This window comes from Pricia sp. (assembly GCF_041745955.1).
Lineage (GTDB): Bacteria > Bacteroidota > Bacteroidia > Flavobacteriales > Flavobacteriaceae > Pricia.
Map to the genome: position 1 here is coordinate 1 of NZ_JBGTHY010000442.1, position 10,400 is coordinate 10,400.

The window sequence follows — 10,400 nt, forward strand, 5'->3', positions numbered from 1 at the left end:
GGTATGCGAATGGCCGGCCGTATGGGCGGTAACCGGGTTTCTGTTCAAAACCTACGGGTTTTGAAGGTAGTGCCCGAAAAGAATCTTCTCGTGGTAAAAGGTGCAGTTCCCGGCCACAAAAGTGGGTACGTAACTATTCAAAGGTGGATATAATGAAACTAGCAGTCTTAGATATCAAAGGAAAAGAAACAGGAAGAAAGGCAGAACTTTCCGATGCTGTTTTCGCCATAGAGCCCAACGAACATGCCGTTTATTTGGATGTCAAGCAATATTTGGCCCATCAGCGACAAGGTACTCACAAGGCCAAGGAACGGGCAGAAATTGCCGGTAGTACACGCAAAATCAAAAAGCAAAAGGGAACCGGTACCGCCCGTGCAGGGAGTATTAAATCCCCGATCTTTAGGGGAGGTGGCCGAATTTTCGGTCCAAGACCTAAGGATTATAGCCAAAAACTGAACAAAAACGTAAAGCGTTTGGCGCGTAAATCGGCCCTGAGTATAAAATCAAAGGAGGATGCAATATTGGTGGTAGAGGATTTCAATTTCGATACCCCCAAAACCAAGGATTTTGTTAGTGTTTTAAGGTCATTGGGACTTGAGAATAAAAAATCTTTGTTTGTCTTGGGCGGTTCAAATATTAGCGTATATTTGTCCTCACGAAATTTGAAGGGCTCCGAAGTCATAACATCCTCAGAAATAAGCACTTACAAAATATTGAATGCGAATAACATCGTGTTGATGGAAGGTGCTTTAGAGGGATTGGAATCGAACTTAATTAAATAGAAAAACCATGGGCGTGTTGATAAGGCCGATTATAACCGAGAAGATGACCGCTGAAAGCGAGTTGTACAACCGTTACGGTTTCTTGGTCGATCCAAAGGCGAACAAGATTCAGATTAAAGATGCCGTGGAGGCGACTTATGGGGTTTCGGTGAAAAAGGTGCGTACTATGAATTATGGGCCTACCAGAAAATCGCGATACACAAAGACCGGTATCCAGCATGGAAAGACGAATGCTACGAAAAAGGCTATCGTTGATGTAGTTGAGGGCGATATGATTGATTTTTACAGTAATCTTTAAGATGAATTGAATGTTTTGCCGTTGAATTGTTTGATAGCAATTATGAAAAAGGCAGCCATTCTCTAAAAAGGCACAAAATGTCAGTTAGAAAATTAAAACCCATAACACCCGGACAACGGTTTAGAGTCGTGAACGGCTTCGATGCCATTACGACCGATAAACCCGAGAAGAGTCTTCTCGCTCCGCTTAAAAAGTCCGGTGGCAGAAACAGTCAAGGTAAGATGACCATGCGCCATAAAGGTGGTGGGCATAAAAGAAGGTATCGCATTATTGATTTTAAGCGCGATAAGCAAGATATTTCCGCAACGGTGAAATCTATTCAGTACGATCCGAACCGAACGGCTTTTATTGCCTTGGTAGCGTATACCGATGGTGAAAAAAAGTACATCATTGCGCAGAACGGTCTACAGGTCGGTCAGGAGATTTCAGCTGGAAAAGGAGTGGCCCCTGAAATTGGCAATGCATTGCTTTTGAGTGAAATTCCGTTGGGTACCATTATATCCTGTATCGAGCTTCGACCCGGTCAGGGTGCCGTAATGGCAAGAAGTGCCGGAACTTTTGCCCAATTGATTGCAAGGGACGGTAAATTCGTCACGGTAAAGATGCCTTCGAGCGAAATACGCTTGATATTATCGACGTGTATGGCGACAATAGGTGCCATATCGAATTCCGATCACCAGTTATTAGTTTCCGGTAAGGCCGGTAGAAGCAGATGGTTGGGTAGAAGGCCGAGAACTAGGCCGGTGGCGATGAACCCTGTAGATCACCCCATGGGAGGTGGCGAAGGTAGGGCTTCCGGAGGGCATCCGAGATCAAGAAATGGCATACCTGCAAAAGGATACAGAACACGTTCCAAGACGAAGAACACTAACAAGTATATCCTCGAACGTAGAAAGAAATAAATAAGGTAGAAAAATGGCAAGATCGTTAAAAAAGGGACCATACGTTCACTATAGTTTGGAAAAGAAAATCCAGCAAACCGCAGCTTCCGGTAAGAAGAGTGTCATCAAGACATGGTCGAGAGCCTCTATGATTACTCCTGATTTTGTGGGACTTACCATAGCGGTACACAACGGAAAACAGTTTGTGCCCGTATTCGTAACGGAAAATATGGTGGGGCATAAGTTGGGTGAATTTTCCCCTACACGATCTTTTAGGGGTCACGCCGGAGCTAGGAACAAAGGTAAAAAGTAAGCTATGGGAGTTCGAAAAAGACAGATGGCCGAAAGGTTCAAGGCAGAGAAGAAGGATATGGCGTTTGCTAAACTGAACAATTGTCCTACTTCACCTAGAAAAATGCGTTTAGTCGCGGATTTGATTCGGGGCGTTCAAGTTGAAAAGGCGTTGGCAATATTGAGGTTTAACCCGAAGGAATCTTCGCGGAAACTTGAAAAGCTCTTACTTTCCGCTTTGGCCAACTGGCAAACCAAAAATGAAGAGGCTAATGTAGAGGATGCGGAGTTGTTCGTACAGGAAATCCGCGTTGACGGAGGAACGATGTTAAAGAGATTGCGTCCCGCACCACAGGGTAGGGCACATAGGATTAGAAAGCGTTCCAACCATGTCACTTTGGTATTGGGATCTAACAACAATATTGAAGCATAATATGGGACAGAAAACCAATCCAATAGGAAATCGTTTGGGAATTATCAGGGGATGGGAATCAAACTGGTACGGCGGTAGCGATTATGGCGACAAACTTGCCGAGGATAGCAAAATACGAAAGTACATTCACGCGCGATTGTCGAAGGCAAGTGTTTCACGGGTCATCATAGAACGCACCCTCAAGTTGATTACCATTACCGTAACCACGGCAAGACCGGGAATTATTATCGGTAAAGGGGGCCAAGAAGTAGATAAGCTCAAGGAAGAGTTGAAGAAGATTACGAACAAAGAGGTTCAGATCAATATCTACGAGATCAAGAGGCCCGAATTGGATGCCAATCTTGTTGCAGCAAGTATTGCCCGACAGATTGAAAGTAGGATTTCGTTCAGAAGAGCTATCAAAATGGGTATAGCCGCTGCAATGCGAATGAATGCGGAGGGAATCAAGATACAGATTTCAGGTCGTTTGAACGGTGCCGAAATGGCGAGATCGGAATCCTATAAAGATGGACGTATACCTCTTTCTACCTTCCGTGCCGATATCGATTATGCCTTGCACGAGGCCCAGACTACCTACGGGAAGTTGGGGATTAAGGTATGGATCATGAAAGGCGAAGTGTATGGCAAGCGCGACCTTTCTCCCTTAGTGGGAATGACCAAAGGTGAGGACGGTAAAGGAGATAAGCGTGGTGGCGGCGGTGGCGCTAGAAAACAACGTCGAAGAAAGTGATTTTAAAAGATAGTACATCTAAATAAAGTAGTAAAGCCATGTTACAACCGAAAAGAACGAAGTTTCGAAAAATGCAGAAAGGCCGCATGAAAGGCAATGCGGGCAGGGGTCACCAGCTTTCCAACGGTATGTTCGGTATAAAGACTTTAGAGCAAAAGTTTATAACCTCTCGACAGATAGAGGCAGCGCGTATAGCGGCGACTCGATATATGAAGAGACAAGGTCAACTTTGGATAAAGATCTTTCCGGATAAACCGATCACCAAAAAGCCACTCGAAGTGCGAATGGGCAAGGGTAAGGGAGCTCCAGAATATTTCGTGGCCATAGTGAAACCAGGTAGGGTGATGTTCGAAATCGCCGGAGTACCAATGGATATAGCAAAAGAGGCGTTGCGTCTTGCCGCGCAAAAGTTGCCGGTTCGCACGAAGTTCATGGTCGCACGTGACTACGTAGAAGATATAATATAAGGTAGCATGAAGAATAAAGAGATTAAGGAATTATCGGCAGAGGAGCTCCACGAAAAGCTTGCCGAATATAGAAAACAGCATGCCGATTTGAAAATGGCACACGCCGTTACCCCGTTGGAAAATCCTCTTCAAATCAGAAAGGTAAGAAAAACGGTGGCACGATTGGCGACCGAAATAACTAATAGGGAAAACCAATAATTGGTTCTGCTTTATGGAAGAAAAAAGAAATTTAAGAAAAGAGAGGGTCGGGGTAGTAACCAGCAACAAAATGGAGAAATCCATTGTGGTGGCCGAGGTCAAACGTGTGAAGCACCCTATGTACGGTAAGTTCGTCTTAAAGACGAAGAAGTATGTCGCCCACGATGAAAAGAATGATTGCAAGGAGGGCGACACCGTCAAAATCATGGAGACCCGCCCTTTGAGCAAGACCAAATGTTGGCGATTAGTAGAAATTTTGGAAAGAGCTAAATAATTATGTTACAGCAAGAATCAAGGTTAAAGGTAGCGGACAATACTGGCGCAAAAGAAGTACTGACCATCCGGGTTCTCGGTGGCACGAAGCGTAGATATGCTTCTATCGGTGATAAAATCGTTGTGACCGTTAAATTGGCCACACCCAATGGTGGAATCAAAAAGGGTGCCGTATCTACCGCAGTGGTAGTTCGTACAAAAAAGGAGGTGAGAAGACCTGATGGTTCTTACATACGTTTCGACGATAACGCATGTGTACTTCTAAACCCGACGGGCGAAATGAGGGGAACACGCGTTTTTGGTCCCGTTGCAAGAGAACTTCGTGACAAGCAATTCATGAAAATCGTCTCTTTGGCGCCAGAAGTACTTTAAACCAAAATGTCACCCCGAACCTGCCGGCAGGTAGGCGCAGTCTAGGGGTGGAAATTGAACAAGACAACAATGAAATTAAAAATAAGAACTGGAGATACAGTCCGAATTATTGCAGGCGACCACAAAGGCGTCGAGGGCAAGGTGATGACCGTTGATCGTGAAAAGAACAAAGCGATTGTGGAAGGTGCCAATATGGTTTCAAAACACCAGAAACCTAGTGCGCAAAATCCACAGGGCGGAATCGTTAAGAAGGAAGCAGCTATCCATATATCCAATCTATCGTTAGTCGATTCCAAATCTGGGGAAACGACACGTGTTGGCTATGAGATGCGTGACGGTAAGAAAGTCCGGTTTTCCAAGAAATCCAATGAAGTAATATAGGTATGGCTTACGTTTCAAGATTAAAGAAAGAATATAAGGAGCGCGTCGTAAAGGCGTTAAAGGAGGAATTCGGTTACAGAAATGTAATGGAAGTGCCCAAGCTTCAAAAGATAGTGGTCAGTAGGGGCGTTGGTGCCGCGGTAGCGGACAAGAAGCTAATTGACCATGCGGTCGATGAGTTGTCCAATATCACTGGGCAGCGGGCTGTGGCTACTATGTCCAAAAAGGATGTTGCCGCGTTCAAATTACGTAAAGGCATGCCGATAGGCGCCAAAGTAACCTTGCGTGGCGAACGTATGTACGAATTTTTAGATCGTTTGGTTACTAGCGCATTACCCCGAGTCCGTGATTTTCAGGGCATCCGTGCCACAGGTTTTGATGGACGTGGAAACTATAGCTTAGGTATAACGGAGCAAATAATTTTTCCTGAGATCAATATCGACAAGATCAATAGAATGGATGGAATGGATATAACTTTTGTTACCTCCGCGCAGACCGATAAGGAAGCAAAATCGTTGTTAACGGAATTAGGATTACCCTTTAAAAAGAAATAATATGGCTAAAGAATCAATGAAGGCCCGAGAACGTAAAAGAGAGGCTACGGTAGCAAAATATGCCGAGAAACGTAAGGCCCTTAAAGAAGCAGGGGATTACGAGGGGTTGCAAAAATTGCCGCGTAACGCTTCTCCCGTGCGTTTGCACAACCGGTGTAAACTTACCGGTAGGCCCAAAGGCTACATGCGTACCTTCGGAGTTTCTAGGGTAATGTTCAGGGAAATGGCCAACGCAGGGTTGATTCCCGGAGTCAAAAAAGCCAGTTGGTAAATAAATAATTAGTAATTGATAAGTATTATTAAGAAATGGTTACAGATACTATAGCAGATTATTTAACGCGGGTCAGGAATGCGAGTAGGGCAGGCCACAGGGTGGTTGAAATTCCCGCTTCCAAGGTAAAGAAGGATATTACCAAAATCTTATTTGACCAAGGATATATCCTGAGTTATAAGTTTGAAGAGGATAAAGTTCAGGCTACCATCAAGATTGCCTTGAAATATGATAAGTTGACCAAAGAACCGGTAATTAAAAAGCTGCAACGTGTAAGTAAGCCCGGGTTGCGTAAATATACGGGTTCCGATAGTCTGCCTAGGGTCCTCAACGGATTGGGAGTGGCGATAGTGTCGACATCCCATGGAGTGATGACCAGCAAGCAGGCCAAGAATGAAAATGTAGGTGGCGAGGTACTTTGTTACGTATATTAGAAATAATTAATAATCAATATTTATTAATTGATAATTAAGTAAAAAATGTCAAGAATAGGTAATAATCCGGTGGCGATTCCTGAAGGGGTGACCGTAAATGTAAAGGATAACGAAATCGTGGTCAAGGGTAAATTGGGTGTATTGATCCAAGAATATTCTGCGGTAGCGATAAAGGTGGAAGAGAATCAAGTTTGGGTTACCCGCCCGTCCGACGCCATAGAACACAAGGCAAAGCATGGACTTTACCGTTCATTGATCGTCAATATGATCGAGGGGGTTTCTAAAGGATGGACCAAGGAATTAGAATTGGTCGGTGTAGGGTATAGGGCGAGTAACCAGGGCCAAAAATTGGAATTGGCACTGGGTTTTTCCCACAATATTGTTTTAAATCTGGCTCCGGAGGTGAAAATCGAGACCGCTTCCGAAAAAGGAAAGAATCCTACTATAAAATTGACTTCGCACGACAAACAATTGGTAGGTCAGGTAGCCGCCAAGATACGGTCTTTCCGCAAACCGGAACCTTACAAAGGAAAAGGCGTCAAATTTGTCGGGGAACAGTTACGAAGAAAAGCAGGTAAATCAGCTTAATTAGCATATCATGGCATTATCAACTAGCGAAAGAAAAAAAAGAATACGAAGAAGAATCCGAAAGGTTTCCTCGGGAACTGCCGAAAGGCCTAGATTGTCCATTTTCAGAAGTAACAGCGAAATTTACGCACAGGTTATTGACGATACCCAAGGCACAACCCTGGTAGCCGTTTCATCAAGGGACGGGGATTTGGCCAAGGAAAAAGGTACAAAAAGCGAGATTGCCAAGGTGGTGGGTAAGGCCATAGCCGAAAAATGTAAGAAGGTGGGTATAGAGAAGGTAGCTTTCGATCGTGGCGGCAACCTGTACCATGGAAGAGTGAAATCTTTGGCAGAAGGCGCAAGGGAAGCAGGACTTAATTTTTAAATAGCAGTATGTTCCAGAAATACAAAAATGTAGAGACGGTTAAACCCGCAGGTCTAGACCTTAAAGACCGATTGGTGGGTATACAACGTGTAACCAAGGTTACCAAAGGGGGTAGGGCTTTCGGCTTTTCCGCCATAGTGATCGTGGGCGATGAGAACGGGGTGGTCGGTAGCGGTCTTGGGAAATCCAAGGAAGTGGCTACCGCTATAGCCAAGGCTATCGAAGATGCCAAAAAAAACCTTATCCGTATTCCTTTGACCAAGGGCGGTACTTTGCCCCATGAGCAAAAGGGTAAGTTTGGTGGCGCAAGGGTATACGTTCAGCCAGCTTCCCATGGTACGGGTGTTATCGCTGGTGGAGCCGTACGAGCTGTGCTGGAGTCCGTAGGCGTGAAAGATGTACTGTCGAAATCACAAGGATCTTCCAATCCGCATAACGTAGTAAAGGCAACTTTCGATGCGCTTTTACAACTTAGGGACGCCGGCACGGTAGCCAAACAAAGAGGCGTTTCTTTGGAAAAAGTTTTTAAAGGATAATCCAAATAATTAATAATCATCAATTATTAATTAATAATTCCCTGCTATGGCGAAGAAAATACAAGTCAAACAAGTGAAAAGCGGTATCAAAAGACCGCAGAACCAAAAACGTACCCTTGCCGCACTAGGTTTGCGAAAAATCGGCCATGTGGTTGAGCACGATGCTACGCCGAACATCCTGGGTATGATAGATAAAGTTAAACATTTGGTTTCTACACAGGAAGCCTAAAGGAATAAGGGATAGTACTATGGATTTAAGTAATCTAAGACCAGCGAAAGGCGCGATTAATAGGCCGGGAAAAAGAGTAGGAAGAGGTCAGGGATCCGGTAAGGGCGGAACGGCTACAAGAGGCCACAAAGGTGCCCAATCCAGATCAGGATATTCCAAAAAAATCGGTTTCGAAGGGGGTCAAATGCCCTTGCAGCGACGTGTTCCCAAATTTGGCTTTACCAATATCAACCGCGTTGAATACCAAGGCATCAATTTGGATAAATTGCAACACCTGGTGGACAATAAAGTGGCCAAAGATTCCATTACCGTCGAAACTTTGGTGGAAAACGGTATGGCCAAGAAAAAGGATTTGGTGAAAATATTAGGAGGGGGGGAATTGAAAGCTTCCCTTAAAGTTTCCGCGCATAAATTTACGGCAAGTGCCAAGGCGGCCATTGAAGCCGCTGGTGGAGAAGCGATAAATTTATAAGCCGACCGTACTATGAAGAAATTTTTCGAGACCATATCCAACCTGTGGAAGATTGAGGAGCTAAGGAAGAGAATTCTTCTTACGCTCGGCCTTTTACTGGTATACCGTTTTGGATGCCAAATCGTTCTTCCAGGGATGGATTCTTCACAGCTAGATCAATTGACCCAAAGCACCGATTCGGGTATCTTGGGACTTTTGAATGCCTTTACCGGTGGCGCATTTGCTAAGGCCTCAATTTTTGCCTTGGGCATCATGCCCTATATCTCGGCTTCGATTGTTGTACAGTTAATGAGCATTGCCATCCCTTATCTGCAAAAGCTCGATAAGGAGGGCGAAAGTGGCCGAAAAACGAAGAATCAGATTACCAGATGGTTGACCATTGGGATTTGTGTGGTCCAAGCTCCGGCATACCTTTATAGTCTGACCACTGCTTTTGGCGTTCCGGAAAGTGCATTTTTGGAAGGCCGAGGACTTGATTTTATGATTCCTTCCGTAATCATATTAGTTACCGGTTGTGTGTTCGCAATGTGGCTGGGAGAGAAAATTTCGGATAAAGGTATCGGTAACGGTATATCCCTGTTGATAATGATCGGGATTATTGCTACAATGCCCCAATCGTTTATTCAGGAGTTCGTTTCTAGAACGACCGACAATACGGGGGGTTTGATGTTCATTCTGATAGAGGTAATCCTGTGGTTCCTGGTTATTTTGGCCAGTGTGCTTTTGGTGATGGCTACGAGACAGATACCGGTTCAATATGCAAGAAGAACGGCATCCGGAGGGTATGAAAAGAATATTATGGGGTCACGTCAATACATTCCCCTTAAGTTAAACGCTTCCGGTGTAATGCCCATTATCTTTGCACAAGCGATAATGTTCGTGCCCAGTTTGATCGGTAAGTCTTTTAATGAAACAACCGTGGGTCAATGGATGGAGGTGAATTTTCAGGATATTTTCGGTCTGGCCTATAATATTCTGTTCGGGGTACTGATTATTATTTTCACGTATTTCTATACGGCAATTACCGTACCGACCAACAAAATGGCCGATGACCTAAAACGAAGTGGTGGCTTTATACCTGGGATACGGCCCGGAAAAGAAACCGGTGATTTCTTGGATAAAATTATGTCGTTGATTACATTGCCAGGATCGATATTTCTAGCATTGTTGGCTGTTTTGCCCGCAATTGTGGTAAAGTTGATGGATATCCAGACCGGATGGGCGTTATTTTACGGTGGAACCTCACTACTGATTATGGTAGGTGTTGCCATCGATACGGTACAGCAGGTCAACGCCTACTTGTTGAACAGACATTATGATGGTTTGATGAAAACCGGGAAAAATAGAAAAGTAGCGTAGTTGAAATTAACGCAATAATTACCAAAATTAAATGGCCAAACAAGCTGCAATAGAACAAGATGGAAGTATCATAGAAGCCCTATCCAATGCGATGTTTCGCGTTGAATTGGAAAATGGCCATGTGGTAACCGCGCACATTTCAGGTAAGATGCGCATGCACTATATCAAATTGCTTCCCGGTGATAAGGTAAAGTTGGAGATGAGTCCGTACGACCTTTCCAAGGCCAGAATTACATATAGATATTAAGTAAGACTGAAAGATAGAACGATGAAAGTAAGAGCATCCGTAAAGAAACGAAGTGCCGACTGCAAAATTGTACGCAGAAAAGGCAGGTTGTACGTTATCAACAAAAAGAATCCTAGATTTAAACAAAGACAAGGATAGTTATGGCAAGAATCGCAGGTATAGATATACCAAAACAGAAAAGAGGCGTAATTGCGCTGACCTATATTTTTGGAATCGGTAGAAGCAGGGCCAAAGAAA

At 44.3% G+C, this 10,400-nt stretch carries 22 protein-coding genes and 2 pseudogenes; all 24 read left to right on the top strand.

Annotated elements, in window-relative coordinates; all coding sequences use genetic code 11:
- Window positions 1-153 (top strand): annotated as a pseudogene (locus tag ACEW8S_RS15620) (50S ribosomal protein L3); the annotation flags it as partial.
- On the top strand, window positions 153-782 hold the full coding sequence (rplD, locus tag ACEW8S_RS15625; protein ID WP_373519058.1) for a 50S ribosomal protein L4: 630 nt from the start codon (window positions 153-155) through the stop codon (window positions 780-782). The pseudogene ACEW8S_RS15620 and the gene rplD, both read left to right, overlap by 1 nt.
- A 7-nt stretch (window positions 783-789) precedes the next feature.
- Window positions 790-1,080, top strand: coding sequence for a 50S ribosomal protein L23 (gene rplW / locus ACEW8S_RS15630; RefSeq protein ID WP_373519059.1), 291 nt, complete (start codon window positions 790-792; stop codon window positions 1,078-1,080).
- A 77-nt stretch (window positions 1,081-1,157) separates the two neighbouring features.
- Window positions 1,158-1,982, top strand: a complete 825-nt coding sequence (rplB, locus tag ACEW8S_RS15635) for a 50S ribosomal protein L2 (protein ID WP_373519060.1) — start codon at window positions 1,158-1,160, stop codon at window positions 1,980-1,982.
- A 13-nt stretch (window positions 1,983-1,995) separates the two neighbouring features.
- The gene (gene rpsS / locus ACEW8S_RS15640) at window positions 1,996-2,274 is read left to right on the top strand and encodes a 30S ribosomal protein S19 (protein ID WP_373519061.1); all 279 of its coding nucleotides are present in this window, start codon (window positions 1,996-1,998) and stop codon (window positions 2,272-2,274) included.
- A gap of 3 nt (window positions 2,275-2,277) precedes the next feature.
- Entirely contained in the window at window positions 2,278-2,685 is a 408-nt protein-coding gene (gene rplV, locus ACEW8S_RS15645; RefSeq protein WP_373519062.1) for a 50S ribosomal protein L22, read from the top strand.
- A gap of 1 nt (window position 2,686) precedes the next feature.
- Entirely contained in the window at window positions 2,687-3,415 is a 729-nt protein-coding gene (gene rpsC / locus ACEW8S_RS15650; protein ID WP_373519063.1) for a 30S ribosomal protein S3, read from the top strand.
- 38 nt (window positions 3,416-3,453) lie between these two features.
- Complete coding sequence (gene rplP / locus ACEW8S_RS15655; RefSeq protein WP_373519064.1) at window positions 3,454-3,882, top strand: 50S ribosomal protein L16; 429 nt, start codon at window positions 3,454-3,456, stop codon at window positions 3,880-3,882.
- Between the two features lie 6 nt (window positions 3,883-3,888).
- Window positions 3,889-4,080: a 50S ribosomal protein L29 gene (rpmC, locus tag ACEW8S_RS15660; protein WP_373519065.1), complete on the top strand. Its 192-nt coding sequence runs from the start codon at window positions 3,889-3,891 to the stop codon at window positions 4,078-4,080.
- Window positions 4,081-4,093: 13 nt separating this feature from the next.
- Entirely contained in the window at window positions 4,094-4,354 is a 261-nt protein-coding gene (rpsQ, locus tag ACEW8S_RS15665; RefSeq protein ID WP_091866920.1) for a 30S ribosomal protein S17, read from the top strand.
- Between the two features lie 2 nt (window positions 4,355-4,356).
- Window positions 4,357-4,725, top strand: coding sequence for a 50S ribosomal protein L14 (gene rplN, locus ACEW8S_RS15670; RefSeq protein ID WP_373519066.1), 369 nt, complete (start codon window positions 4,357-4,359; stop codon window positions 4,723-4,725).
- 69 nt (window positions 4,726-4,794) lie between these two features.
- Window positions 4,795-5,106, top strand: a complete 312-nt coding sequence (gene rplX, locus ACEW8S_RS15675) for a 50S ribosomal protein L24 (RefSeq protein WP_373519067.1) — start codon at window positions 4,795-4,797, stop codon at window positions 5,104-5,106.
- Between the two features lie 2 nt (window positions 5,107-5,108).
- Window positions 5,109-5,660 carry a 50S ribosomal protein L5 gene (gene rplE, locus ACEW8S_RS15680; protein WP_373519068.1) on the top strand — a complete coding sequence of 184 codons (552 nt, stop codon included), beginning with the start codon at window positions 5,109-5,111 and terminating at the stop codon, window positions 5,658-5,660.
- Window position 5,661: 1 nt separating this feature from the next.
- Window positions 5,662-5,931 carry a 30S ribosomal protein S14 gene (gene rpsN, locus ACEW8S_RS15685; protein ID WP_373519069.1) on the top strand — a complete coding sequence of 90 codons (270 nt, stop codon included), beginning with the start codon at window positions 5,662-5,664 and terminating at the stop codon, window positions 5,929-5,931.
- Between the two features lie 35 nt (window positions 5,932-5,966).
- Complete coding sequence (rpsH, locus tag ACEW8S_RS15690) at window positions 5,967-6,365, top strand: 30S ribosomal protein S8 (RefSeq protein ID WP_373519070.1); 399 nt, start codon at window positions 5,967-5,969, stop codon at window positions 6,363-6,365.
- Window positions 6,366-6,410: 45 nt separating this feature from the next.
- Entirely contained in the window at window positions 6,411-6,953 is a 543-nt protein-coding gene (gene rplF / locus ACEW8S_RS15695) for a 50S ribosomal protein L6 (protein ID WP_373519071.1), read from the top strand.
- A gap of 10 nt (window positions 6,954-6,963) precedes the next feature.
- Complete coding sequence (rplR, locus tag ACEW8S_RS15700; protein WP_373519072.1) at window positions 6,964-7,320, top strand: 50S ribosomal protein L18; 357 nt, start codon at window positions 6,964-6,966, stop codon at window positions 7,318-7,320.
- Window positions 7,321-7,328: 8 nt separating this feature from the next.
- Window positions 7,329-7,856: a 30S ribosomal protein S5 gene (rpsE, locus tag ACEW8S_RS15705; protein ID WP_091866905.1), complete on the top strand. Its 528-nt coding sequence runs from the start codon at window positions 7,329-7,331 to the stop codon at window positions 7,854-7,856.
- A 46-nt stretch (window positions 7,857-7,902) separates the two neighbouring features.
- Window positions 7,903-8,085, top strand: a complete 183-nt coding sequence (gene rpmD, locus ACEW8S_RS15710; RefSeq protein WP_373519073.1) for a 50S ribosomal protein L30 — start codon at window positions 7,903-7,905, stop codon at window positions 8,083-8,085.
- A gap of 19 nt (window positions 8,086-8,104) precedes the next feature.
- On the top strand, window positions 8,105-8,557 hold the full coding sequence (gene rplO / locus ACEW8S_RS15715; RefSeq protein WP_373519074.1) for a 50S ribosomal protein L15: 453 nt from the start codon (window positions 8,105-8,107) through the stop codon (window positions 8,555-8,557).
- A gap of 12 nt (window positions 8,558-8,569) precedes the next feature.
- Window positions 8,570-9,916, top strand: coding sequence for a preprotein translocase subunit SecY (gene secY / locus ACEW8S_RS15720; RefSeq protein ID WP_373519075.1), 1,347 nt, complete (start codon window positions 8,570-8,572; stop codon window positions 9,914-9,916).
- A gap of 31 nt (window positions 9,917-9,947) precedes the next feature.
- The gene (gene infA / locus ACEW8S_RS15725; RefSeq protein WP_013751343.1) at window positions 9,948-10,163 is read left to right on the top strand and encodes a translation initiation factor IF-1; all 216 of its coding nucleotides are present in this window, start codon (window positions 9,948-9,950) and stop codon (window positions 10,161-10,163) included.
- A 21-nt stretch (window positions 10,164-10,184) separates the two neighbouring features.
- Window positions 10,185-10,301, top strand: coding sequence for a type B 50S ribosomal protein L36 (gene ykgO / locus ACEW8S_RS15730; protein ID WP_013305171.1), 117 nt, complete (start codon window positions 10,185-10,187; stop codon window positions 10,299-10,301).
- Between the two features lie 2 nt (window positions 10,302-10,303).
- Window positions 10,304-10,400, top strand: a pseudogene (locus ACEW8S_RS15735) (30S ribosomal protein S13); the annotation flags it as partial.

Coding starts and splice junctions, on each gene's coding strand:
- rplF (WP_373519071.1), top strand. CDS start 6,411: ATGTCAAGAATAGGTAATAATCCGGTGGCGATTCCTGAAGGGGTGACC.
- secY (WP_373519075.1), top strand. CDS start 8,570: ATGAAGAAATTTTTCGAGACCATATCCAACCTGTGGAAGATTGAGGAG.
- ykgO (WP_013305171.1), top strand. CDS start 10,185: ATGAAAGTAAGAGCATCCGTAAAGAAACGAAGTGCCGACTGCAAAATT.
- rplP (WP_373519064.1), top strand. CDS start 3,454: ATGTTACAACCGAAAAGAACGAAGTTTCGAAAAATGCAGAAAGGCCGC.
- rplW (WP_373519059.1), top strand. CDS start 790: ATGGGCGTGTTGATAAGGCCGATTATAACCGAGAAGATGACCGCTGAA.
- rplR (WP_373519072.1), top strand. CDS start 6,964: ATGGCATTATCAACTAGCGAAAGAAAAAAAAGAATACGAAGAAGAATC.
- rplD (WP_373519058.1), top strand. CDS start 153: ATGAAACTAGCAGTCTTAGATATCAAAGGAAAAGAAACAGGAAGAAAG.
- rpsC (WP_373519063.1), top strand. CDS start 2,687: ATGGGACAGAAAACCAATCCAATAGGAAATCGTTTGGGAATTATCAGG.
- rpsS (WP_373519061.1), top strand. CDS start 1,996: ATGGCAAGATCGTTAAAAAAGGGACCATACGTTCACTATAGTTTGGAA.
- rplX (WP_373519067.1), top strand. CDS start 4,795: ATGAAATTAAAAATAAGAACTGGAGATACAGTCCGAATTATTGCAGGC.
- rpsQ (WP_091866920.1), top strand. CDS start 4,094: ATGGAAGAAAAAAGAAATTTAAGAAAAGAGAGGGTCGGGGTAGTAACC.
- rplO (WP_373519074.1), top strand. CDS start 8,105: ATGGATTTAAGTAATCTAAGACCAGCGAAAGGCGCGATTAATAGGCCG.
- rplN (WP_373519066.1), top strand. CDS start 4,357: ATGTTACAGCAAGAATCAAGGTTAAAGGTAGCGGACAATACTGGCGCA.
- rplE (WP_373519068.1), top strand. CDS start 5,109: ATGGCTTACGTTTCAAGATTAAAGAAAGAATATAAGGAGCGCGTCGTA.
- rpmD (WP_373519073.1), top strand. CDS start 7,903: ATGGCGAAGAAAATACAAGTCAAACAAGTGAAAAGCGGTATCAAAAGA.
- rpmC (WP_373519065.1), top strand. CDS start 3,889: ATGAAGAATAAAGAGATTAAGGAATTATCGGCAGAGGAGCTCCACGAA.
- rpsN (WP_373519069.1), top strand. CDS start 5,662: ATGGCTAAAGAATCAATGAAGGCCCGAGAACGTAAAAGAGAGGCTACG.
- rplV (WP_373519062.1), top strand. CDS start 2,278: ATGGGAGTTCGAAAAAGACAGATGGCCGAAAGGTTCAAGGCAGAGAAG.
- rplB (WP_373519060.1), top strand. CDS start 1,158: ATGTCAGTTAGAAAATTAAAACCCATAACACCCGGACAACGGTTTAGA.
- infA (WP_013751343.1), top strand. CDS start 9,948: ATGGCCAAACAAGCTGCAATAGAACAAGATGGAAGTATCATAGAAGCC.
- rpsE (WP_091866905.1), top strand. CDS start 7,329: ATGTTCCAGAAATACAAAAATGTAGAGACGGTTAAACCCGCAGGTCTA.
- rpsH (WP_373519070.1), top strand. CDS start 5,967: ATGGTTACAGATACTATAGCAGATTATTTAACGCGGGTCAGGAATGCG.